The following is a 21,887-nucleotide window of genomic DNA, read 5'->3' on the forward strand; positions in this document are numbered from 1 at the left end:
ATGTCGCACCAATCCGATTTGATCAGCGAAGACATCCTCGCTTATCTGGCTCAGCATGAGCGCAAAGAACTGCTGCGTTTCCTCACCTGCGGCAACGTGGACGACGGCAAGAGCACCCTGATCGGGCGCCTGCTGCACGACTCGAAGATGATCTACGAGGACCACCTCGAGGCCATCACTCGTGACTCGAAGAAGTCCGGCACCACTGGCGAGGAAGTCGACCTGGCGCTGCTGGTCGACGGCCTGCAGGCCGAGCGCGAGCAGGGCATCACCATCGATGTCGCCTACCGCTATTTTTCCACTGCCAAGCGCAAGTTCATCATCGCCGACACCCCTGGCCACGAGCAGTACACCCGCAACATGGCCACCGGCGCCTCGACCTGCGACCTGGCGATCATCCTGGTCGACGCCCGCTACGGCGTGCAGACCCAGACCCGCCGGCACAGCTATATCGCGTCCCTGCTGGGCATCAAACACATCGTCGTCGCGGTCAACAAGATGGACCTCAAGGGCTTCGACGAGCAGGTCTTCGAGTCGATCAAGGCCGACTACCTGAAGTTCGCCGAGGGCATCGACCTCAAGCCGAGCAGCCTGCACTTCGTGCCGATGTCGGCGCTCAAGGGTGACAACGTGGTCAACCGCAGCGAGCGTTCGCCGTGGTACACGGGCCCTGCGCTGATGGAGATACTCGAGACTGTCGAGATCGCCGCCGACCGCAATGTCACCGACCTGCGTTTCCCGGTGCAGTACGTCAACCGCCCGAACCTCAACTTCCGCGGCTTTGCCGGCACCATTGCCGGTGGCGTGGTGCACAAGGGCGACGAGATCGTCGTTCTGCCGTCGGGCAAGAGCAGCCGGGTCAAGTCCATCGTCACCTACGAAGGTGAACTGGAGAACGCCGGGCCTGGCCAGGCGGTGACCCTGACCATGGAAGACGAGATCGACATCTCCCGTGGCGACCTGCTGGTGCATGCCGACAATGTTCCAACGGTGGCCGACCAGTTCGACGCCATGCTGGTGTGGATGGCCGAGGAGCCGATGCTCCCGGGCAAGAAGTACGATATCAAGCGCGCCACCAGCTATGTGCCGGGCTCGATCGCCAGCATCAGCCACAAGGTCGATGTGAATACCCTTGAGCAGGGCGCCGCCAGCGCGCTGCAGCTCAACGAGATCGGCCGGGTCAAGGTCGCCCTGGACAGCGCCATCGCCCTGGACGGTTACGAGAGCAACCGCACCACCGGCGCATTCATCGTCATCGACCGCCTGACCAACGGCACCGTCGGCGCCGGCATGATCATCGCCCCGCCGGTACTGCCCCACGGCGGCACTGGCCAACACGGCAAGCTGGCCCATGTGTCCACCGAAGAGCGTGCCCTGCGCTTCGGTCAGCAGCCAGCCACCGTGCTGTTCAGTGGCCTGTCGGGCGCCGGCAAGAGCACCCTGGCCTACGCCGTGGAGCGCAAGCTGTTCGACATGGGCCGTGCAGTCTACGTGCTCGACGGGCAGAACCTGCGTCATGACCTGAACAAGGGCCTGCCGCAGGACCGCGCCGGGCGCACCGAGAACTGGCGCCGCGCTGCCCATGTGGCGCGCCAGTTCAACGAAGCCGGCCTGCTCACCCTGGCCGCCTTCGTCGCCCCCGATGCCGAGGGCCGCGAGCAGGCCAGGGCGCTGATCGGCAAGGAGCGCCTGGTGACCGTCTATGTACAGGCGTCGCCGCTGGTATGCCGCGAGCGTGACCCGCAAGGCCTGTATGCCGCCGGTGGCGACAACATCCCGGGCGAGAGCTTCCCGTTCGATGTGCCGCTGGATGCGGACCTGGTGATCGACACCCAGTCGGTCAGCGTCGATGAAGGCGTGAAGCTGGTGCTGGATGTGCTGCGTCAGCGTGGGGCGATCTGATCCATCGCCGTCCATGAAAAGACCCGCTTCGGCGGGTTTTTTCATTTAGGGCTGCTTTGCAGCCCATCGCTGGCAAGCCAGCTCCCACGGGATGGTGCAGGGTTTCAGGTCAGCGCGGTCGGTGTGGGAGCCGGCTTGTCGTGGCGACGAACCGCGGCGATGGGCCGCAGGGCGGCCCTAGATATGCGCTTCGGAAACGGGAATCACCCGCCGCTCCTTCACCGCCTTGTACGAAAAGCTCGAATAGATCTCCTTCACCCCCGGCAACCGCTGCAGCACCTCCCGGGTGAATTCGCCAAACGACTCCAGGTCCCGCGCCAGGATCTCCAGCAAAAAATCATAGCGCCCGGAGATATTGTGGCAGGCGACGATCTCGGGGATCTCCACCAGCCGTTTCTCGAACGCCAGGGCCATTTCCTTGGTATGCGAGTCCATCATGATGCTGACGAACGCGGTCACCCCGAAGCCCAGCGACTTGGGCGAAAGAATGGCCTGGTAGCCGGTGATGTAGCCGTTGTCTTCGAGCAGCTTGACCCGCCGCCAGCAGGGCGAGGTGGTCAGGGCGACCTGGTCGGCGAGTTCGGAAACGGTCAGGCGGGCGTTGTCCTGCAGGGCGGCGAGCAGGGCGCGGTCGGTACGGTCGAGAGCTGAAGGCATATCTTGCCCTCCTGGTTCTGTTTTTGTTGTTTTTCTTTCAAAACATGCCCGATTGCGTGGGCAAGTTTGGAAAAAGCGCGGCAGCTTGGTGGCATAAGCTTATAACAAACCACAAGAGACTGTTGCCATGCGCGACTCCAACAACAATACCGGTTTCTCCACGCGGGCCATCCACCATGGCTATGACCCGATGTCCCACGGCGGCGCCCTGGTGCCGCCGGTCTACCAGACCGCCACCTACGCTTTCCCGACTGTCGAGTACGGCGCCGCCTGCTTCGCCGGCGAAGAGCCGGGGCACTTTTACAGCCGTATTTCCAACCCGACGCTGGCCCTGCTGGAGCAACGCATGGCGTCGCTCGAAGGCGGCGAGGCCGGGCTGGCGCTGGCCTCCGGGATGGGCGCCATCACCGCCACGCTATGGACCCTGCTACGCCCGGGTGACGAGCTGATCGTCGGCAGCACCCTGTATGGCTGCACCTTCGCCTACCTGCACCACGGCATCGGCGAGTTCGGCGTGAAGATCCGCCATGTCGACCTCAACGATATCCCGGCACTCAAGGCCGCGATCACCGCGAAGACGCGGATGATCTACTTCGAGTCGCCGGCCAACCCCAACATGCAGCTGGTGGATATCGCCGCGGTGGTCGAGGCTGCACAGGGCCATGACCTGAGCATCGTGGTCGACAACACCTACTGCACACCCTACCTGCAGCGCCCGCTGGAACTGGGCGTCGACCTGGTGGTGCATTCGGCCACCAAGTACCTGTCCGGGCATGGTGATATCACCGCCGGCCTGGTGGTGGGGCGCAAGGCGCTGATCGACCGCATCCGCCTGGAAGGGCTCAAGGACATGACCGGCGCCGTACTTTCGCCCCACGACGCCTCGCTGTTGATGCGCGGCATCAAGACCCTGGCCCTGCGCATGGACCGCCACTGCGCCAATGCCCAGCAGGTGGCCGAGTTTCTCGCCGAACAATCACAGGTCGAGCTGCTGCATTACCCGGGCCTGCCTTCCTTCCCGCAGTACGCGCTGGCCCAGCGGCAGATGCGCCTGCCGGGCGGCATGATCGCTTTCGAGCTGAAGGGCGGGATCGAAGCCGGGCGCCGTTTCATGAACGCCCTGCAGCTGTTCAGCCGCGCGGTGAGCCTGGGTGATGCCGAGTCGCTGGCCCAGCACCCGGCGAGCATGACTCACTCCAGCTATACCCAGCAGGAGCGTGCCGAACATGGCATCTCGGAAGGGCTGGTGCGTCTGTCGGTGGGGCTGGAAGACATCGACGACTTGCTTGCCGACATTGCCCAGGCCCTGAAGGCCTGTGCCTGAATCGCCACGGACGAGGCCTGCGCGATGGTAGCGATGATGAACCCGAACGAGCCGTTGACGGCCCTTGATGCCGCCCTGGACAGCGACCCTGCGGAAACCGCCGAGTGGTGCGAGGCGCTGGCCTCGACCCTGGCCCACTGCGGCCCGGCGCGGGCGCGCTACCTGCTGCAGCGCCTGCAGGCCCATGCCCTTGAGCTGGGCCTGGAGCGTGAGGCCCAGGCGTTCTCGGCCTACCGCAACACCGTGCCGGTGGAGCAGCAGGGCGCTTACCCCGGCGATCTCGAGCTGGACGAGCGTATTACCGGCATCCTGCGCTGGAACGCCCTGGCCATGGTGGTACGGGCCAACCACGCCTATGGCGAGCTCGGCGGGCATATCGCCAGCTACGCCTCGGCGGCGGAGATCTTCGAGGTCGGTTTCCAGCATTTTTTCCACGGCGAGGGTGGTGGCGCACGGCGCAGTGGCGACCTGGTGTTCTTCCAGCCGCACTCGGCGCCGGGCATCTATGCCCGCGCATTTCTTGAAGGGCGCCTTAGCGAGGAACAGCTGGCCAACTACCGGCAGGAGGTCGGCGGCAACGGGCTGTGCTCCTATCCGCACCCTTGGCTGATGCCGGACTTCTGGCAGTTCCCCACAGGCTCCATGGGCATCGGCCCGCTCAATGCGATCTATCAGGCGCGCTTCCTGCGCTACCTGCAGCATCGCGGGCTGCTCGACACCTCTGCCCGGCATGTCTGGGGCGTGTTCGGCGATGGCGAGATGGACGAGCCGGAGTCGACCGCCGGCCTGACCCTGGCGGCCCGTGAAGGCTTGGACAACCTGACGTTCATCGTCAACTGCAACCTGCAGCGCCTGGACGGCCCGGTACGCGGCAATGGCCAGATCATCCAGGAACTCGAAGCGTTGTTCAGCGGTGCCGGCTGGAACGTGATCAAGGTGCTGTGGGGCTCGGAGTGGGACGCCTTGTTCGCCCGCGATCACGAGCATGCGCTGCTGCGCCAGCTGGCGGCGACACCCGACGGGCAGTTCCAGACCCTCGGCGCCAAGGACGGCAGCTACAACCTCGAACACTTCTTCAAGCAGAACCCCGCCTTGCAGCGCCTGGTGGCGCACATGAGCGCCGAGGAGATCAGCGCCCTCAAGCGCGGTGGCCACGATTTTCGCAAGCTGCATGCCGCCTATGCCGCGGCCAAGGCCTGCAAGGGCCGGCCGACGGTGATCCTGGCCAAGACCAAGAAAGGCTACGGCATGAGCAGTGCCGGCGAGTCACGGATGACCGCGCACCAGGCCAAGAAGCTCGATGTGCAGGCGCTGCTGGCCTTTCGCGATCGTTTCCACCTGCCGCTGTCGGACGAGGCGGTGGAGCAGCTGCGTTTCTACCGTCCGGCCGCCGACAGCCCGGAGATGATCTACCTGCGCCAACGCCGCGAAGCCCTGGGCGGGCCGTTGCCGCTACGCCGCAACGACTGCGCCACCTTGCCCGTGCCGGAACTGGAGGCGTTCGGCGGTTTCGCCCTGCACGCCGAGGGCAAGGAGATGTCCACCACCATGGCCGCCGTGCGCTTGCTGGGCAACTGGCTGAAGGCGCCTGAATTGGGGCCACGGGTGGTGCCGATCGTCGCCGACGAGGCGCGCACCTTCGGCATGGCCAGCCTGTTCCGCCAGATCGGTATCTATTCGCCCCACGGGCAACGCTACGAGCCGGAAGACGCCGGCTCGCTGCTGGTCTACAAGGAGGCGCGGGACGGCCAGTTGCTGGAGGAGGGCATCACCGAGGCCGGGGCTATTTCCTCATGGGTCGCGGCGGCGACCGCCTACGCGGTGCATGGCGAGCCGATGCTGCCGGTGTACATCTACTACTCGATGTTCGGCTTCCAGCGGGTCGGCGACCTGATCTGGGCCGCCGCCGACCAGCGTGCCCGGGGTCTGTTGCTGGGTGCCACAGCGGGGCGCACCACGTTGGGTGGCGAGGGCTTGCAGCATCAGGATGGATCGAGCCTGGTCATGGCGTCGATGGTGCCCAACTGCCGGGCCTGGGATCCGTGCTTTGCCGGCGAGCTGGCGGTGATCCTCGACCATGGCGCGCGGCGCATGCTGGTGGAGCAGCAGGACGAGTTCCACTATGTGGCGGTGATGAATGAAAACTACCCGCAGCCGTCGTTGCCCGACGACATGCACGACGATGTACTGCGAGGCATGTATCGGTTTGCCCGGCATTCCTCGGTCGCACCCCGTGGCCAGGTGCGCTTGCTGGGTTCGGGCACCATCCTGCGCGAGGTGATTGCCGCCGGCGAGTTGCTGGCCAGTGACTGGCAGGTCGACAGCGAGGTGTTCAGCGTCACCAGCTTCAGCGAGCTGGCGCGTGGGGCCAGGGATGCGCAACGCCTGGCGATGGCCGGGGCGCAGGCGGATTGCCATGTGTGTCGTTGCCTGCCCGGCGACGCCCCGGTGATCGCGGCCAGCGACTATGTGCGCGCCTGGCCGCAGTTGATCGCCGAGTATGTGCAGGCGCCCTATACCACCCTGGGCACCGATGGTTTCGGGCGCAGTGACACGCGCCAGCAGTTGCGACGGTTCTTCGAGGTGGATCGGCATGCGGTGGTGCTGGCGGCGCTGCATGGGCTGGTGCGCCAGGGCGTGTTGCCAGCGGATGTGCTGGGGCAGGCGCGGGCGCTTTATGGCATCGGCGAGGAGGGGGCGGCCTGGTATCGCTGAGGTGATCTGGGCCGGCCCAATCGCGGGGCAAAGATTACGCTGTGAGTTAAATGGAACTGCGTGGGAGCGGGCTTGCCCCGCGATGCGGTGTATGGCACCGGCTTCGCCGGTGATCGCGGGGCAAGCCCGCTCCCACGCAGATCCCGCTTGCGACTTCCCACAAAAAAGGCCTCTTGCGAGGCCTTCTTCATGTCATCGATTCAGCGCTTGAGCCCGTAGCTTTCATCGAGCATGCCGGGCGAGTTCGGCGACTTCGGTGCGTAGTCGCGTGGCACTTCGGCGGTATCTTTCGGCGGCGTCAGGCGATCACGTGGGCCTTGCGCGGCTTCCGAGTGCAGCGCGGCCAGCAGGCGTTGGCGGGTCAGCTCGTCCAGGGCCAGGCGGTTGGCGCCGTCGGCCAGGTGATCCTGCACGTCCTGGTAGCTCTGGGTCAGTTTCTTGACCAGCGAGGCAGTGCTGTTGAAGTGGGTCACCACTTCGTTCTGGTAATTGTCGAAGCGCTGCTGGATGTCATCCAGCTGGCGTTGGGTGTTGCTCGGTGCCGCGTTGGGCAGCAGGCGGGCCAGCGCGAAACCGACGACGACACCGACAACCAGGGCCAGGGTCGGCAGCAACCAAACAAGGAGCGAGTGTTCCACGAGTCCTTCCTCTATAAACGGCTTTGCTTTACGTTAACGGCTCAGACCTGCGCTGTATACCGCGAGCGATCGCAAATCAGAACAGAATTCCTTTGCTAGACGAGTCGACCCTTCACGAGGTCACGGAGTAGTACCTTGCTTATCCGCGAAACCCCCTTGTTCATCGATGGCCCGACCGGCCAGCTCGAGGCTTTGTACCTGGACGTGGCCGATGCCCGTGGCGCGGTGCTGATCTGCCACCCCAACCCGGTCCAGGGCGGCACCATGCTCAACAAGGTGGTTTCGACCCTGCAGCGTACCGCCCGTGATGCAGGTTACGTCACCCTGCGCTTCAACTACCGCGGCGTTGGCCAGAGCGCCGGCAGCCACGACATGGGCGCTGGCGAGGTGGCGGATGCCGAGGCTGCCGCAGCCTGGCTGCGCCAGCAGCACCCCGAACTGCCACTGGTGCTGATGGGCTTCTCCTTCGGCGGCTTCGTTGCCGCCAGCCTGGCCGGTCGCCTGGAGGCGGCGGGTGTCGAGCTGCAACAGCTGTTCATGATCGCCCCGGCGGTGATGCGCCTGAACGCGCAGTTCCCGCTGCCCGAGCGCGTCGCGCTGACCGTCGTGCAGCCGGACACCGACGAAGTGGTCGATCCGCAACTGGTCTACGATTGGTCCGCCGCCCTGTCGCGCCCCCACGAGCTGCTGAAAGTGGCAGAATGCGGACACTTTTTCCATGGCAAGCTGACCGATCTGAAGGATCTGCTGCTGCCGCGCCTTTCGAACTGAGCCAAGCCTGAATAAGCGAACCCCCATGACCACGCGCATCCTCACCGGTATCACCACCACCGGCACCCCGCACCTGGGCAACTACGCCGGCGCCATCCGCCCGGCCATCCTCGCCAGCCAGCAGCCGGGCGTCGACTCGTTCTACTTCCTGGCCGACTACCACGCCCTGATCAAGTGCGATGACCCGCAGCGCATCCAGCGCTCGCGCCTGGAAATCGCCGCCACCTGGCTCGCCGGTGGCCTGGACCCGGCCAAGGTGACCTTCTATCGCCAGTCGGACATCCCCGAGATCCCGGAACTGACCTGGCTGCTGACCTGCGTCGCCGCCAAGGGCCTGCTCAACCGTGCCCACGCCTACAAGGCTTCGGTGGACAAGAACGTCGAGGCTGGCGAAGACCCGGACGCCGGCGTGAGCATGGGCCTGTTCAGCTACCCGGTACTGATGGCCGCCGACATCCTGATGTTCAATGCCAACAAGGTGCCGGTCGGCCGCGACCAGATCCAGCACGTGGAAATGGCCCGTGACATCGGCCAGCGCTTCAACCACCTGTTCGGCCAGGGCAAGGACTTCTTCGCCCTGCCTGAGGCGGTGATCGAGGAGAGCGTGGCCACGCTCCCGGGCCTGGACGGTCGCAAGATGTCCAAGAGCTACGACAACACCATCCCGCTGTTCACCAGCGCCAAGGACATGAAGGAGGCGATCTCGCGCATCGTCACCGACTCCAAGGCCCCGGGCGAGGCCAAGGATCCGGACAATTCGCACCTGTTCACCCTGTTCCAGGCGTTCTCCACGCCGGCGCAATGCGCCGAGTTCCGCGAAGAGCTGCTGCAGGGCCTGGGCTGGGGCGATGCCAAGCAGCGCCTGTTCCAGCTGCTCGACGGCCAGTTGGCCGACAAGCGCGAGCACTATCACCAGCTGATCTCGCGCCCGTCGGACCTCGAGGACATCCTCTTGGCCGGCGCCGCCAAGGCCCGCAAGATCGCCACGCCGTTCCTCGAGCAACTGCGCGAGGCGGTTGGCCTGCGTTCGTTCCGCACCACCGTGCAGGCGAGCACCGAGGTGAAGAAGAAGGCCGCCAAGACTGCCCGTTTCGTCAGTTTCCGCGATGAAGACGGCAGCTTCCGTTTCCGCCTGCTGGCCGCCGATGGCGAGCAATTGCTGCTGTCGCGCAGCTTCGCCGATGGCAAGAGCGCGGGTGCGGTAAGCAAGCAACTGCAACAGGGCGGCGAGGCCGATGTGCGGGTCGAGGGCTTGAGCTTCAGCCTGTGGCTGGAAGGCGAGCAAGTTGCCGACGGGCCGCAGTTCGAGGCCGCCGAGGCCCGTGACGCGGCCATCACCAGCCTGCGCGAGGCCCTGGCGCCACAGGCGGACTGAGTCACTTTGACGCAAGTCTGATTGCCATTAAGCGGGCCGGTCGCTACAGTGACGGCCCGTTTTTTGTTGCCTCGCTAACGAAATCATGACGCCCCTAGAACGATACCAAGCCGATCTGAAACGCCCCGACTTCTTCCATGACGCGGCGCAGGAAACTGCGGTGCGTCACCTGCAGCGCCTGTACGACGACCTGGTGCAGGCGCAGAACAACAAGCCGGGGGTGTTCGGCAAGCTGTTCGGCAAGAAGGAGCAGACGCCGGTCAAGGGCCTGTACTTCTGGGGCGGCGTGGGCCGGGGCAAGACCTACCTGGTCGACACCTTCTATGAAGCGCTGCCGTTCAAGCAGAAGATGCGCACGCACTTCCACCGCTTCATGAAGCGCGTCCACGAGGAGATGAAGACCCTCAAGGGCGAGAAGAACCCGCTGACCATCATCGCCAAGCGCTTCAGCGACGAGGCCAAGGTGATCTGCTTCGACGAGTTCTTCGTCTCCGATATCACCGATGCCATGATCCTCGGCACCCTGATGGAAGAGCTGTTCAAGAACGGCGTGTCGCTGGTGGCCACTTCCAACATCGTCCCGGACGGCCTGTACAAGGACGGCCTGCAGCGCGCGCGCTTCCTGCCGGCCATCGCCATGATCAAGCAGTACACCGATGTGGTGAACGTCGACAGTGGCGTGGACTACCGCCTGCGCCACCTGGAACAGGCCGAGCTGTTCCACTTCCCGCTCGACGACGCGGCGCATGAAAGCCTGCGCGCCAGCTTCAAGGCGTTGACCCCAGAGTGCACCCAGGCCGTCGAGAACGACGTGCTGATGATCGAGAACCGCGAGATCCATGCCCTGCGCACCTGCGACGATGTCGCCTGGTTCGACTTCCGCGCCCTGTGCGACGGGCCGCGCAGCCAGAACGACTACATCGAGCTGGGCAAGATCTTCCATGCCGTGCTGCTGAGCAATGTCGAGCAGATGGGCGTGACCACCGACGACATCGCCCGGCGCTTCATCAACATGGTCGACGAGTTCTACGACCGCAACGTCAAGCTGATCATCTCGGCCGAGGTGGAGCTCAAGGACTTGTACACCGGTGGGCGCCTGAGCTTCGAGTTCCAGCGCACGCTCAGCCGTCTGCTGGAAATGCAGTCCCACGAGTTCCTGTCGCGGGCGCACAAGCCCTGACGGCAGCTGCAAGCTTCTAGCTGCAAACCACAAGAAAAGCCAGAGCAGTTCGCGTACTGCTCTGGCTTTTTCTTGTGGCTTGTAGCTTGAGGCTTGCAGCTGGGAGGCCTTTCAGGCCTCCTGCATGAACTGCTGCCGATACTGGTTCGGCGACAACTCCGTGTGCTGGCGGAACAGCCGGGCGAAGAAACTCGCGTCGTCGTAGCCCACCTCGTAGCTGATGGTCTTGATGCTCTTGCGCGTGCTCGACAGCAGGCCCTTGGCGGTCTCGATGCGCAGGCGCTGCAGGTAGTGCAGGGGTTTGTCGCCGGTGGCGCTCTGGAAGCGGCGCATGAAGTTGCGGATGCTCATGCCGTGGTTGCGCGCGACATCCTCGAAGCGGAACTTGTCGGCGAAGTGCTCTTCGAGCCAGTGCTGGATCTGCAGGATGATCAGGTCCTGGTGCAGCTTCTGGCCGCCGAAGCCCATGCGCCCCGGGGTATAGCTGCGCTGCACCTCGTAGAGGATGTCGCGGGCCACCGCGCGGGCCACGTTGGCGCCGCAGAAGCGTTCGATCAGGTAGATGTACAGGTCGCAGGCCGAGGTGGTGCCGCCGGCGCAGTAGAGATTGTCGGCGTCGGTCAGGTGCTTGTCCTGGTTCAGGCGGATCTTCGGGAAGCGCTCGGCGAAGCTGCTGAAGAAGCGCCAGTAGGTGGTCGCCTCCTTGCCGTCGAGCAGCCCCGACTCGGCCAACCAGAACACGCCGCTGGCCTCGGCGCACAGCACCGCGCCACGGGTATGCTGCGCACGCAGCCAGGGCAGTACCTGCGGATAGCGTTGCAGCAGGTTGTCGAAGTCGTCCCAGAAGGCCGGCAGGATGATCACGTCGGCATCGTTCAGGCCGCTGTCGACCGGCAACTGCACGTTGCTGAAGCTGTCCACGGGCAAACCGTCCGGGCTCACCAGGCCGATCTCGAACATCGGTTGCAGGCCCAGGCCCAGCTGCTTGCTGTAGCGCAGGCTGGCCAGGTGGAAGAAGTCCTTGGCCTGCATCAGTGTCGAAGCGAACACTTTATCAACGGCCAGGATGCTGACGCGCCGCAGCGACGCCGGGGGTTGAGTAAACATCATTGTCATTGTTCTTATAGGGTAGAGTGGTCAATCACCGGCTGGATCGTCTTATTTTTTGGCGATTGTGTCTACCCCACGAAAGCGCAGTGCAGCGCCTCTGTTGCATCAAGGCGCGGGGTTCGGCTGCTCCTGATGCACCGCCTCGATTGCCGCCAGCAGTTCATCGCCCAGGTTCAACGCCTGGCTGTCGATATTGCTGCGCAGTTGCTCGAGGCTCGTCGCGCCGATGATGTTGCTGGTCACGAACGGCTGCCGGGTCACGAACGCCAGCGCCATCTGCGCCGGGTCCAGCCCATGCTCGCGGGCCAGCTGTACATAGCGGCCGCAGGCGGCCACGGTCTGCGGGTTGGAATAGCGGGCAAAGCGGCTGAACAGGGTCAGGCGGGCATGTTCCGGGCGGGCGCCGTTTTCGTACTTGCCCGACAGCATGCCGAAGGCCAGCGGCGAGTAGGCCAGCAAGCCGCACTGCTCGCGGATTGCCACCTCCGCCAGGCCTACTTCGAAGCTGCGGTTGAGCAGGTTGTAGGGGTTCTGGATCGACACCGCGCGGGGCCAGCCTCGGGTTTCGGCCAGGTGCAGGAATTTCAGGGTGCCCCACGGGGTTTCGTTGGACAGGCCGATGTGGCGGATCTTGCCGGCGCGCACCTGTTCATCGAGCACCTCCAGGGTTTCCTCCAGGGGGGTGAAGATGTCCTGGGGCAGGTGCTGGTAACCGAGCTTGCCGAAGAAGTTGGTGCTGCGCTCGGGCCAGTGCAACTGGTAGAGGTCGATGCGATCGGTCTGCAGGCGCTTGAGGCTTTCGTCCAGCGCGGCGACGATGTGCTGGCGGTTGTGCTTGAGCTGCCCGTCGCGGATGTGGCTGATGCCGTTGCCGGGGCCGGCGACCTTGCTGGCGAGGATCCAGTCGTCACGGTCGCCGTTGGCGGCGAACCAGTTGCCGATGATGCGTTCGGTGGCGGCGTAGGTCTCCGGGCGCGGTGGCACCGGGTACATCTCGGCGGTGTCGATGAAGTTGATGCCGCTGGCCTTGGCCAGGGCGATCTGGGCGAAGGCCTGGTCTTGGGTGTTCTGTTCACCCCAGGTCATGGTGCCCAGGCACAGGGCGCTGACGTCGAGGTCGGTACGGCCGAGCTTGCGGTATTCCATCGGGTAGACGCTCCATGGCAAAGATGACCATAAAAGCAGGTTGAAATTTTTCCTGCAATCTGGATAATTCTGCCCCTCTCCGTGTGGCGGAAGTGATGCACCACCACGCAGGGAACCCTTGTCGAACATTGGCGTGCCCGACCCGAGCCCCCAAAAGCGTCAGCGTTCGGCTGCGCGCTTGCCCTTGGCAAGCTGTGCACTATCCAGTAAGATTCGCCGTCTATTTTTCGCTGGGCGGCCTCTGAGGCTTTAGAGAATGAAAACTTTTACTGCTAAACCGGAAACAGTAAAGCGCGAGTGGTTCGTAGTCGACGCCGCTGGTCAGACCCTGGGTCGTCTGGCTACCGAAATCGCTAGCCGCCTGCGTGGCAAGCACAAGCCAGAATACACCCCTCACGTTGACACCGGCGACTACATCGTCGTCATCAACGCCGAGCAGATCCGTGTGACTGGTGCCAAGTCTTCCGACAAGATGTACTACTCCCACTCCGGCTTCCCGGGCGGTATCAAGGAAATCAACTTCGAGAAGTTGATCGCCAAGGCCCCTGAGCGTGTTATCGAAACCGCGGTCAAAGGCATGCTGCCGAAGAACCCGCTGGGTCGCGACATGTACCGCAAGCTGAAAGTGTACGCGGGTGCTGCTCACCCACACACTGCTCAGCAGCCTCAAGAACTGAAGATCTAACGGGATAGTTCATTATGTCGGCGACTCAAAACTACGGCACTGGCCGTCGCAAGACCGCAACCGCTCGCGTTTTCCTGCGTCCAGGTACCGGTAACATCTCCATCAACAACCGTTCTCTGGACGTGTTCTTCGGCCGCGAAACCGCTCGCATGGTTGTTCGCCAGCCGCTGGAACTGACCGAAACCGTTGAGAAGTTCGACATCTACGTCACCGTTTCCGGTGGTGGTGTCAGCGGTCAGGCCGGTGCAATCCGCCACGGCATCACCCGCGCCCTGATGGAATACGACGAAACCCTGCGTGGCGCTCTGCGTCGTGCTGGCTACGTCACCCGCGACGCTCGTGAAGTTGAGCGTAAGAAAGTGGGTCTGCGTAAAGCGCGTAAGCGTCCTCAGTACTCCAAGCGTTAATACCGCTTCGGCAGTCGAAAAAAGCCCGGTTCCTTTTTGGAACCGGGCTTTTTTTATGTCTTCAACTAACCTGTCTGCTAGTCCGTGGCCGTTTGTCGCATAGACGCAGATCAAGCAAAGCGAGGGTAGTGGCCCGACGAGCGGGTAATCACCTTGTCAGCGTGTGGATTTGTTCCTTACCATTGCGGCCAATTTTTAGTGCCACAGACGTACCTAAGTAGATGCCTGTTCAAACAGGCCAAGCAAGCTGATGGGAGAGGACTGAATGAGCAATGACGGCGTCAACGCAGGCCGGCGCCGCTTCCTCGTAGCCGCGACATCCGTGGTCGGGGCAGCGGGGGCAGTGGGGGCAGCGGTACCGTTCGTGGGGTCATGGTTTCCCAGTGCCAAGGCGAAAGCCGCAGGGGCACCGGTGAAGGTCAATATCGCCAAGGTCGAGCCCGGTCAGCAGATGGTAGCTGAATGGCGTGGGCAACCTGTATTCATCGTGCGGCGAACGGAGGAGATCCTCGGCAATCTGAAAAAGATCACCGGCGAGCTGTCCGATCCTGAATCCAAGGCGTCGGTGCAGCCCACCTACGTCGACCCGCAAGTCCGCTCGATCAAGCCCGAGATTCTCATCCTGGTCGGCCTGTGCACGCACCTGGGTTGCTCGCCGACCTTCCGCCCTGAAGTCGCCCCGGCTGACCTGGGGCCGAAGTGGGTCGGTGGCTATTTCTGCCCCTGCCACGGCTCGCACTACGACCTGGCCGGGCGCGTCTACAAGTCCCAGCCGGCGCCCCTCAACCTGCCAGTGCCACCGCACTCGTACGAGTCGGACGATCTCATCGTCATCGGCGTCGATCAGGAGAACGCATGATGAGCAAGTTCATGGAGTGGATCGATGCGCGCTTCCCCGCGACGAAGATGTGGGAAGACCATCTAAGCAAGTATTACGCGCCCAAGAACTTCAACTTCCTGTACTTCTTCGGCTCGCTGGCGTTGCTGGTGCTGGTCAACCAGATCGTCACCGGCGTGTGGCTGACCATGAGTTTCACCCCCTCGGCGGAAGAGGCCTTCGCCTCGGTCGAGTACATCATGCGCGACGTCGAGTACGGCTGGATCCTGCGCTACCTGCACTCTACCGGCGCGTCGGCGTTCTTCATCGTGGTCTACCTGCACATGTTCCGCGGCTTGCTCTACGGCTCCTACCAGAAGCCGCGCGAGCTGGTCTGGCTGTTCGGCATGCTGATCTACCTGGCGCTGATGGCCGAGGCGTTCATGGGCTACCTGCTGCCCTGGGGCCAGATGTCGTACTGGGGTGCCCAGGTGATCATCTCGCTGTTCGGCGCGATCCCGGTGATCGGTGATGACCTGACCCAGTGGATCCGTGGTGACTACCTGATCTCCGGCATCACCCTGAACCGCTTCTTCGCCCTGCACGTGGTGGCCCTGCCGATCGTGATCCTGGGCCTGGTGGTGCTGCACATCCTGGCGCTGCACGAAGTGGGTTCGAACAACCCCGATGGTGTGGACATCAAGAAGAAGAAGGACGAGAACGGCATCCCGCTGGATGGCATCCCGTTCCACCCGTACTACACCGTCAAGGATATCGCCGGCGTCGTGGTGTTCCTCTTCGTGTTCTGTGCCGTGGTGTTCTTCTTCCCGGAAATGGGTGGCTACTTCCTGGAAAAACCGAACTTCGAGCAGGCCAACGCCTTCAAGACGCCTGAGCATATCGCCCCTGTCTGGTACTTCACGCCGTTCTACGCGATCCTGCGCGCGGTGCCCGACAAACTGTTCGGGGTGATTGCCATGGGCGCGGCGATCGCGGTGCTGTTCGTGTTGCCCTGGCTTGACCGCAGTCCGGTGCGCTCGATGCGCTACAAGGGCTGGCTGAGCAAGATCTGGTTGCTGGTGTTCTGCGTGTCCTTCGTCATCCTTGGCGTGCTGGGCGTACTGGCGCCAACCCCGGGGCGTACCTTGCTGTCGCAGGTGTGCACGGTGTTGTACTTCGCGTACTTCCTGCTGATGCCGTTCTACACAAGGCTCGAGAAGACCAAACCGGTTCCGGAAAGGGTGACTGGCTGATGAAAAAGTTTATTGCAGTATGCTTGCTGGCATTGATGCCTGGCCTATCGTTCGCCGCCGAACACGGTCTGGAGCTGGACAAGGTCGATATCGACCTGACCGACAAGGCCGCGATGCAGGATGGCGCGCGCACCTTCGCCAACTATTGCATGGGTTGCCATAGCGCCAAGTTCCAGCGTTACGAGCGTGTCGCCGACGACCTGGGAATCCCCCACGAGCTGATGCTCGAAAACCTGGTGTTCACCGGCGCCAAGATCGGCGATCACATGAAGATCGGCATGCAACCCAACGATGCCAAGACCTGGTTCGGCGCCGCGCCGCCCGACCTCACCCTGGTTGCCCGGGTGCGTGGCAACGACTGGTTGTACAGCTACCTGCGCAGCTTCTATGAAGACAAGACGCGGCCATACGGGGTGAACAACAAGGTCTTCCCCAACGTCGGCATGCCCAACGTGCTGGTCGGCCTGCAGGGCAACCAGGTGATTGGCTGCAAGCAGGTGCAGAGTGTGGTCGACGGCAAGAAGCAATACGACCCGCTGACCGGCAGCCCATTGACCCATGAAGCGTGCGACCAGCTGACCGTCGAGGAGAAATCCGGTACCCTGACGGCCGAGCAGTTCGACGAGAAGGTCAAGAACCTGGTGACCTTCCTGGCCTATTCGGCCAACCCGGTCAAACTGGAAAGCCAGCGCATCGGTACCTACGTGTTGCTGTACCTGGCTTTCTTCTTCGTGTTCGCCTACTTGCTCAAGCGCGAATACTGGAAGGACGTGCACTGATCACGCAGTAGTTTCTGGTAGTTGAACGCGCCCGGGGTGCCCCAGCCATGTCGCTGGGGTGCCCCGGGCGCGTTTTCATTTGCAGTATTACAAGCATCCCGTACGAGGAGGCGCTACATGGGCGCAACCAACAGGTTAGCCTGCTATTCCGACCCTGCTGACCATTACTCCCATCGGGTACGCCTGGTGCTCGCGGAGAAAGGCGTCACGGTGCAGATCATCGATGTCGACCGCAATCGCCTGCCGCCCAAGCTGGTCGAAGTGAACCCTTACGGCAGCCTGCCGACCCTGGTCGATCGCGATCTGGCGCTGTACGAGTCGAGCGTGGTGATGGAGTACCTCGAGGAGCGTTACCCGCACCCGCCGCTGATGCCGGTCTATCCGGTGGCTCGCGGCAACAGTCGCCTGCTGATGCACCGCATCCAGCGCGACTGGTGCAGCCTGGCCGACACCGTGCTGGACCCGCGCAGCAGCGAGGCGGCACGTACCCAGGCGCGCAAGGAGTTGCGCGAGAGCCTGACGGGCGTGGCCCCGCTGTTCGCTGAAATGGCCTGCTTCATGAGCGAGGAGCAGAGTCTGGTCGATTGCTGTCTACTGCCCATACTCTGGCGCTTGCCGGTGATGGGTATCGAGTTGCCGCGGCAGGCCAAGCCGCTGCTGGATTACATGGAGCGACAGTTCGCCCGCGAGCCTTTCCAGGCGAGCCTGTCTGCTACTGAACGTGAAATGCGCAAGGTTTAAAGAGGAGCCGTTGATGAACTCCAGTCGCCCCTATCTGGTTCGCGCGCTGTACGAGTGGATCGTCGACAACGATTGCACGCCCCATATGCTGGTCAACGCCGAGTACCCGGCGGTCCAGGTGCCACAAGGTTTCGCCAGCGATGGCCAGATCGTCCTGAACATCTCCCCCAGTGCGGTGCGCAGCCTGCACATGGACAACGAGGCGGTGAGCTTCGAAGGGCGCTTCGGTGGCGTGGCGCACACGCTGTATGTGCCGATTGGCGCCATCCTGGGGATCTACGCCCGGGAGAATGGCCAGGGCATGGTCTTCGAGCTGGAGCCGCCGCTCGCGGACGAGGATGACCTTGAGGGCGACGGTGTCGAGCCGGATGACGATGGTCCGCCCGAGCCGCCGCGCCCAAGTGGTCGTCCGAGCCTGAAAGTCGTGAAGTAACAGGCAGGGACAAAAAAAGGCGATCCGCGGGGATCGCCTTTTTCATTCTTGCTGCAATTACAGGTCCTTGATGCTCTGCACCTGGTCCTTGTTGATGCGGGTCGGCTTGCCATCCAGTTGCTTGAACTCGTAGAAGCCGGAGTTGCGGTCGAAGTGCGGCGTGTCGGTGGTCTGCAGTTCGCGGCCATCGTTGAGGGTGATCACGCTCGGAGTGGAGCAGCCGGCCAGGGTGGCGAAGGTGCCGATCAGCAGGGCGGGCAGCAGAAGCTTCTTCATGGGGTACTTCCTGGATCAGAGTGAAAAGGCGAGCGTCCCGACGCTCGCCAAGGGGTTGTCAGTCGATGTACTCGAACAGCTTGACGATCTTCTGCACGCCCGACACGCCCTGCACCACATTGGTGGCGGCGTTGGCCTCCTGCTGCCTGACCAGGCCGAGCAGGTAGACGATGCCGTTTTCGGTGATCACCTTGATACGCGAGCTGGGCACGCTCTCGTCGGTCAGCATCTGGGTCTTGATCTTGGTGGTCAGCCAGGCGTCGTTGTTGCGCGCCAGGATCGACGACGGCTGAATGACTTGCAGCTCGTTATGTACCTTCTTGACCCGCTGCACCTGGCCGGCGGTCTGCTCGGCGAGGGACTTGAGGTCGGCGCGTGGTGTCTGGCCGGCAAGCAGCACGACACCGTTGTAGCTGCTGACGACGATGTGCGAGCCCTTGTCCAGCTCCGGGTTGGCCTTGGCGATGTTGACCGAGACCTTGGTCTCGATCAGCGAGTCATCGATCTTGCTGCCGATGGTGCGGGTGCCGCGGTCATCCTCGATGGGCGAGTTGCGCGCCGAGGTGAGCACGGAACTGCAGCCCGATACGCCGAGGCACAGGGTCAGGGCCATCAGGCCGATACGCTTGGAGATCATTCTTCACTCCCGAACAGTTGGCTGTCGATCAGGTCGCACAGACAGTGGATCGCCAGCAGGTGGACTTCCTGGATGCGCGCGGTGACCGTGGCGGGGACGCGGATCTCGACGTCCTCGGGCAGCAGCAGCGAGGCCATGCCGCCGCCATCGCGCCCGGTCAGGGCGACAACAATCATTTCGCGGTCATGGGCGGCCTGGATCGCCTGGATCACGTTGGCCGAATTACCGCTGGTGGAGATCGCCAGAAGCACATCGCCGGGCTGGCCCAGGGCGCGGATCTGCTTGGAGAAGACTTCGTTGTAGCTGTAGTCGTTGGCGATCGAGGTCAGTGTCGAGCTGTCGGTGGTTAGGGCGATGGCCGGCAGGCTCGGCCGCTCGCGCTCGAAGCGGTTGAGCAGTTCCGAGGAGAAGTGCTGGGCATCGCCGGCCGAGCCGCCGTTGCCGCACGCGAGCATCTTGCCGTCGTTGAGCAGGGCGTTGACCATGACCAGGCTGGCCTGCTCGATGTGGGGTGCCAGGATGTCCATTGCCTGTTGCTTGGTGTCGATGCTGGCCTGGAACAGCCGGCGAATTCGGGATTGCATGTCCATCTGGGTGACCTTAAGAGGGGCGGTGGCCTTTGCTACGCGCAACAGTGACCAGCCCGCGAAACATAGAGCTAGAAAATCGAATTGGGTTCAGCATTCGAAGGCATTTTTCAGCCATTGAAGCGGTTGCCCCGCATGCCCCCGGCCCTGCAGGGCGACTACGTCGAAGCGGCAGGGGCGGGTGGCCCAGCGGGGTTCGTGCTGCAGGAAGAGGTTGGCGGCAAGCGCCAGTCGTTGCTGCTTGCGCCCATCGATACTGGCGAGCGCTCCGCCGAACTCCGCATGCAACCGGTAGCGGACTTCGACGAATACTACTGTATCGGCATCGAGCATGACCAGATCGAGCTCGCCCCCCTTGCATCGCCAGTTGCGCTCCAGCAGCCGCAGACCTTGCCCTTGAAGGTATTCAAGGGCGTGATCTTCGGCTGCCTGGCCGGCAAGGCTGGGCGATGCGCCGGGCATCAGCGAGGGGTGTCCGGCAGGCGCTTGACCTGGCCGCCGGCGAATTCGGCCCATGGCAGCTGGCGTTCGATGCGCTGGCTGGGGTTCATGCTCAGGCTACCGGACAAACCTTCGACGCGGTTGTCCGGGAGTGCCTTGAGCTGGCCCAGGCGCGGAGCCAGGCTGTAGGCGTCGACGCCCATGGCGTACAGGCGGCCGAGGCTACCGGCGGCCTGGGGCCATTGCTGCACCACTTGCTGGCGCAGGCTGTTGGTGGTGTCCAGCAGCCAAGGCGTTTCGCAGAAGCGGATGCCGTTCATGTCGTTGTACTGGTTCACGTCACCGCTGGCGCTGTACAGGTTGGAGGTGGCGTAGACCGGCACATCGCCGGCGTACTGGAAGTTCAGCGTCGGCTTGATCTGCTGGGCCTGCTGCGGCGTCGAGGCGAGGAAGATGAAGTCGATGTCCTGGCGGCGCGAAGGCTGCGCGGCGATGGTGCCGCCGACGGTGCTCTGCAGGCTCTTGGCGCGGCCTTCGCTCTGGCGCAGCTGGAACAGATCGGCGATCTGCTGGGCGAGGGCGACGGGTTGGGCGATGCGCTGCGCGGTGATCAGGGTGCCACCATTGCCTTCCCAGTCCTGGCGGAAGGCGGCGAGCACGCGGTCGCCCCATTCACCGCTCGGTACCAGGGCCACGGCGCGAACCATGCCGTCGGCGCGGGCACGACGCGCGACTTCGCGGGCTTCGTCCTCGGCGGCCAGGCCGAACTGGAACAGCTGTGGCGGTGCTTTCTGGCCGGCGTCGGCGTAGTTCAGGGCCAGGGTGGTGATGGGCAGTTGCGGGTAGGCGGCGAGCTTCTTGACCAGTGGCTTTTCCAGTGGGCCGACCACCAGTTGCACCCCGGCAGCCTGGGCTTGGCGGTAGAAGTCGTCGAGCGAGGTGATGCGCGAGCTGTCGAACACCTGTACCGCAGGGGCCGCCTGGCCACCTTGCTGGGCCTGGAAATGGGCGGCCATGAAGCCGTCACGCAGGGCACGGGCGACACCGGCCAGCGGGCCTTCCTGGGGCAGCAGCAGGGCGATTTTGGTCAGTGGCTGGCTGGCCAGCTCCTTGAGCTTGACCAGGGCTGTCGGCAATTGCTTGGCTGCCGGGTGCTCGGGATGCTGCTGGCGCCAGGTGTCGATGGCGGCCTGTTGCTGTTCCAGGGTGCCGGCGCGCTTCACGGCCAGAGCCAGGCTGGTCCAGCCGGCCAGGGTCTCGTCGGCGGCCGGCTGCTGCAGCTGTTCGGCGGGCAGCGAGGCGACCAGGGCCCAGATCGCGTCATTGTTGCCAGCGGCAGCCTGGCTGCTGAGCAGGGGCGCCAGCAGTACGCGCTGCTGGGCTGCGGCCAGGGCCTGGCCGTCGGCTTCGAGGGCTGCGGCATGAACGCTGTAGGTGCGGGCCTGCTGCTCGGTTGGCAGTTCGCCGACGCGCTGCAGGCTCGGGTGGGCGAGGGCGGTCAGGGCGGCCTTGGGCTGGTTGCGGCTCATGGCGAGCTCGGCGGCCAGGGTGGAGGCGAACACCTGCTGGGCGGGCTTGAGCGGCTCCAGCGGGACCTGCTCGAGAATCCGCGCGGCGCGCGGGAAGTCCTTTTGCTTGTATGCCAGGTCCGCGGCGCTCAAACGCAGCAGGGCTGCATCCTCGGCGGACTTGCTGGAGGCCGCCTTCTCGAGCAGTTGCTCGATGCTGGCGTCCGGGGTGCGTGGCAGTTCGCCCAGGCTGGATGAGGGCGAGCTGGCGCAGGCTGCCAGCAGGGCAGCGAGGCAGAGGGCTGTGAGCAGCCGCAGACAAGCGATCATGTAAAGGTCCTGTTACTCGATCAAGTTGGCCGGCAATTGTACCCAAGCGGGGGGCACGGCGCGATCTCGCCGACACTGAACCTTCACTATAGGTGGCCTGCGGTGTGCCCGGGTCGAAGTTCTTTGCGCCCTGTTACCGGTGCTCGGGCTACAATGGTGACCTTTGATCCGGAAA

Annotated in this window: 22 protein-coding genes; 13 read left to right on the plus strand and 9 right to left on the minus strand. The window is 63.8% G+C overall.

Going from position 1 to position 21,887, the window contains the following annotated elements; translation table 11 throughout:
- Positions 1-1,902, plus strand: a complete 1,902-nt coding sequence (gene cysN, locus ABZO33_RS09845) for a sulfate adenylyltransferase subunit CysN (RefSeq protein ID WP_414535890.1) — start codon at positions 1-3, stop codon at positions 1,900-1,902.
- Positions 1,903-2,079: 177 nt separating this feature from the next.
- On the opposite strand, the gene ABZO33_RS09850 is transcribed toward cysN, so the two are convergent.
- Positions 2,080-2,559, minus strand: coding sequence for an Lrp/AsnC family transcriptional regulator (locus ABZO33_RS09850; RefSeq protein ID WP_414535891.1), 480 nt, complete (start codon positions 2,557-2,559; stop codon positions 2,080-2,082).
- A gap of 127 nt (positions 2,560-2,686) precedes the next feature.
- Between ABZO33_RS09850 and ABZO33_RS09855 the strand changes: the two genes are divergently transcribed.
- Both ABZO33_RS09855 and mdeB read left to right on the plus strand, forming a co-directional pair.
- A complete protein-coding gene (locus ABZO33_RS09855; protein ID WP_414535892.1) occupies positions 2,687-3,883 on the plus strand; it encodes a methionine gamma-lyase in 1,197 nt (398 codons plus the stop codon).
- Positions 3,884-3,916: 33 nt separating this feature from the next.
- Complete coding sequence (mdeB, locus tag ABZO33_RS09860) at positions 3,917-6,598, plus strand: alpha-ketoglutarate dehydrogenase (RefSeq protein ID WP_414536333.1); 2,682 nt, start codon at positions 3,917-3,919, stop codon at positions 6,596-6,598.
- A gap of 200 nt (positions 6,599-6,798) precedes the next feature.
- Here the strand turns inward: mdeB and ABZO33_RS09865 are convergent, their stop codons facing one another.
- Positions 6,799-7,236, minus strand: coding sequence for a YhcB family protein (locus ABZO33_RS09865; protein ID WP_023630140.1), 438 nt, complete (start codon positions 7,234-7,236; stop codon positions 6,799-6,801).
- Between the two features lie 135 nt (positions 7,237-7,371).
- On the opposite strand from ABZO33_RS09865, the gene ABZO33_RS09870 reads away from it, so the two are divergent.
- From ABZO33_RS09870 to zapE, 3 genes are all read left to right on the plus strand, one after another.
- A complete protein-coding gene (locus ABZO33_RS09870; protein ID WP_414535893.1) occupies positions 7,372-8,007 on the plus strand; it encodes an alpha/beta hydrolase in 636 nt (211 codons plus the stop codon).
- 25 nt (positions 8,008-8,032) lie between these two features.
- Positions 8,033-9,382, plus strand: a complete 1,350-nt coding sequence (locus ABZO33_RS09875) for a tryptophan--tRNA ligase (protein ID WP_414535894.1) — start codon at positions 8,033-8,035, stop codon at positions 9,380-9,382.
- A gap of 85 nt (positions 9,383-9,467) precedes the next feature.
- Positions 9,468-10,562, plus strand: coding sequence for a cell division protein ZapE (zapE, locus tag ABZO33_RS09880; protein WP_217867154.1), 1,095 nt, complete (start codon positions 9,468-9,470; stop codon positions 10,560-10,562).
- Positions 10,563-10,673: 111 nt separating this feature from the next.
- Here zapE and ABZO33_RS09885 read toward each other — a convergent pair whose 3' ends face one another.
- The gene (locus ABZO33_RS09885) at positions 10,674-11,570 is read right to left on the minus strand and encodes a GlxA family transcriptional regulator (protein ID WP_414536334.1); all 897 of its coding nucleotides are present in this window, start codon (positions 11,568-11,570) and stop codon (positions 10,674-10,676) included.
- Positions 11,571-11,777: 207 nt separating this feature from the next.
- A complete protein-coding gene (locus ABZO33_RS09890) occupies positions 11,778-12,818 on the minus strand; it encodes an NADP(H)-dependent aldo-keto reductase (RefSeq protein WP_414535895.1) in 1,041 nt (346 codons plus the stop codon).
- 256 nt (positions 12,819-13,074) lie between these two features.
- Between ABZO33_RS09890 and rplM the strand changes: the two genes are divergently transcribed.
- From rplM to ABZO33_RS09925, 7 genes are all read left to right on the plus strand, one after another.
- Complete coding sequence (gene rplM, locus ABZO33_RS09895) at positions 13,075-13,503, plus strand: 50S ribosomal protein L13 (RefSeq protein WP_008097538.1); 429 nt, start codon at positions 13,075-13,077, stop codon at positions 13,501-13,503.
- A gap of 14 nt (positions 13,504-13,517) precedes the next feature.
- Complete coding sequence (gene rpsI, locus ABZO33_RS09900; protein ID WP_003260797.1) at positions 13,518-13,910, plus strand: 30S ribosomal protein S9; 393 nt, start codon at positions 13,518-13,520, stop codon at positions 13,908-13,910.
- Between the two features lie 265 nt (positions 13,911-14,175).
- On the plus strand, positions 14,176-14,769 hold the full coding sequence (gene petA / locus ABZO33_RS09905) for a ubiquinol-cytochrome c reductase iron-sulfur subunit (RefSeq protein ID WP_414535896.1): 594 nt from the start codon (positions 14,176-14,178) through the stop codon (positions 14,767-14,769).
- Positions 14,769-15,980: a cytochrome b gene (locus ABZO33_RS09910; protein ID WP_046857021.1), complete on the plus strand. Its 1,212-nt coding sequence runs from the start codon at positions 14,769-14,771 to the stop codon at positions 15,978-15,980. Before petA ends, ABZO33_RS09910 begins: the two co-directional genes overlap by 1 nt.
- On the plus strand, positions 15,980-16,759 hold the full coding sequence (locus tag ABZO33_RS09915) for a cytochrome c1 (RefSeq protein ID WP_414535897.1): 780 nt from the start codon (positions 15,980-15,982) through the stop codon (positions 16,757-16,759). The genes ABZO33_RS09910 and ABZO33_RS09915 overlap by 1 nt, the downstream gene beginning before the upstream one ends.
- Before the next feature lie 117 nt (positions 16,760-16,876).
- Entirely contained in the window at positions 16,877-17,500 is a 624-nt protein-coding gene (locus tag ABZO33_RS09920; protein WP_414535898.1) for a glutathione S-transferase N-terminal domain-containing protein, read from the plus strand.
- 13 nt (positions 17,501-17,513) lie between these two features.
- Positions 17,514-17,933 carry a ClpXP protease specificity-enhancing factor gene (locus tag ABZO33_RS09925; protein ID WP_401104798.1) on the plus strand — a complete coding sequence of 140 codons (420 nt, stop codon included), beginning with the start codon at positions 17,514-17,516 and terminating at the stop codon, positions 17,931-17,933.
- A 57-nt stretch (positions 17,934-17,990) separates the two neighbouring features.
- On the opposite strand, the gene ABZO33_RS09930 is transcribed toward ABZO33_RS09925, so the two are convergent.
- The 5 genes from ABZO33_RS09930 to ABZO33_RS09950 form a co-directional block, all read right to left on the minus strand.
- Positions 17,991-18,209: a YgdI/YgdR family lipoprotein gene (locus ABZO33_RS09930; protein WP_023630218.1), complete on the minus strand. Its 219-nt coding sequence runs from the start codon at positions 18,207-18,209 to the stop codon at positions 17,991-17,993.
- A 58-nt stretch (positions 18,210-18,267) separates the two neighbouring features.
- Positions 18,268-18,846 (minus strand): BON domain-containing protein, encoded by a 579-nt coding sequence (locus tag ABZO33_RS09935; protein ID WP_023630217.1) that lies wholly within the window; start codon positions 18,844-18,846, stop codon positions 18,268-18,270.
- A complete protein-coding gene (locus tag ABZO33_RS09940) occupies positions 18,843-19,436 on the minus strand; it encodes a phosphoheptose isomerase (protein ID WP_046857018.1) in 594 nt (197 codons plus the stop codon). Before ABZO33_RS09940 ends, ABZO33_RS09935 begins: the two co-directional genes overlap by 4 nt.
- A gap of 87 nt (positions 19,437-19,523) precedes the next feature.
- Complete coding sequence (locus ABZO33_RS09945; RefSeq protein ID WP_217867147.1) at positions 19,524-19,895, minus strand: YraN family protein; 372 nt, start codon at positions 19,893-19,895, stop codon at positions 19,524-19,526.
- Positions 19,895-21,712 carry a penicillin-binding protein activator gene (locus tag ABZO33_RS09950; protein ID WP_414535899.1) on the minus strand — a complete coding sequence of 606 codons (1,818 nt, stop codon included), beginning with the start codon at positions 21,710-21,712 and terminating at the stop codon, positions 19,895-19,897. The genes ABZO33_RS09945 and ABZO33_RS09950 overlap by 1 nt, the downstream gene beginning before the upstream one ends.
- Positions 21,713-21,887: the final 175 nt, after the last annotated feature.

It is taken from the genome of Pseudomonas sp. CAM1A, from assembly GCF_047501685.1.
Lineage (GTDB): Bacteria > Pseudomonadota > Gammaproteobacteria > Pseudomonadales > Pseudomonadaceae > Aquipseudomonas.

Bases quoted from the DNA above. Each gene is read 5' to 3' on its own strand.
- ABZO33_RS09925 (WP_401104798.1), top strand. From the start codon at position 17,514: ATGAACTCCAGTCGCCCCTATCTGGTTCGCGCGCTGTACGAGTGGATC.
- ABZO33_RS09890 (WP_414535895.1), bottom strand. From the start codon at position 12,818: ATGGAATACCGCAAGCTCGGCCGTACCGACCTCGACGTCAGCGCCCTG.
- ABZO33_RS09940 (WP_046857018.1), bottom strand. From the start codon at position 19,436: ATGGACATGCAATCCCGAATTCGCCGGCTGTTCCAGGCCAGCATCGAC.
- ABZO33_RS09945 (WP_217867147.1), bottom strand. From the start codon at position 19,895: ATGCCCGGCGCATCGCCCAGCCTTGCCGGCCAGGCAGCCGAAGATCAC.
- ABZO33_RS09855 (WP_414535892.1), top strand. From the start codon at position 2,687: ATGCGCGACTCCAACAACAATACCGGTTTCTCCACGCGGGCCATCCAC.
- ABZO33_RS09875 (WP_414535894.1), top strand. From the start codon at position 8,033: ATGACCACGCGCATCCTCACCGGTATCACCACCACCGGCACCCCGCAC.
- ABZO33_RS09930 (WP_023630218.1), bottom strand. From the start codon at position 18,209: ATGAAGAAGCTTCTGCTGCCCGCCCTGCTGATCGGCACCTTCGCCACC.
- zapE (WP_217867154.1), top strand. From the start codon at position 9,468: ATGACGCCCCTAGAACGATACCAAGCCGATCTGAAACGCCCCGACTTC.
- ABZO33_RS09850 (WP_414535891.1), bottom strand. From the start codon at position 2,559: ATGCCTTCAGCTCTCGACCGTACCGACCGCGCCCTGCTCGCCGCCCTG.
- ABZO33_RS09935 (WP_023630217.1), bottom strand. From the start codon at position 18,846: ATGATCTCCAAGCGTATCGGCCTGATGGCCCTGACCCTGTGCCTCGGC.
- ABZO33_RS09915 (WP_414535897.1), top strand. From the start codon at position 15,980: ATGAAAAAGTTTATTGCAGTATGCTTGCTGGCATTGATGCCTGGCCTA.
- cysN (WP_414535890.1), top strand. From the start codon at position 1: ATGTCGCACCAATCCGATTTGATCAGCGAAGACATCCTCGCTTATCTG.
- ABZO33_RS09950 (WP_414535899.1), bottom strand. From the start codon at position 21,712: ATGATCGCTTGTCTGCGGCTGCTCACAGCCCTCTGCCTCGCTGCCCTG.
- rplM (WP_008097538.1), top strand. From the start codon at position 13,075: ATGAAAACTTTTACTGCTAAACCGGAAACAGTAAAGCGCGAGTGGTTC.
- ABZO33_RS09920 (WP_414535898.1), top strand. From the start codon at position 16,877: ATGGGCGCAACCAACAGGTTAGCCTGCTATTCCGACCCTGCTGACCAT.
- petA (WP_414535896.1), top strand. From the start codon at position 14,176: ATGAGCAATGACGGCGTCAACGCAGGCCGGCGCCGCTTCCTCGTAGCC.
- rpsI (WP_003260797.1), top strand. From the start codon at position 13,518: ATGTCGGCGACTCAAAACTACGGCACTGGCCGTCGCAAGACCGCAACC.
- mdeB (WP_414536333.1), top strand. From the start codon at position 3,917: ATGATGAACCCGAACGAGCCGTTGACGGCCCTTGATGCCGCCCTGGAC.
- ABZO33_RS09910 (WP_046857021.1), top strand. From the start codon at position 14,769: ATGAGCAAGTTCATGGAGTGGATCGATGCGCGCTTCCCCGCGACGAAG.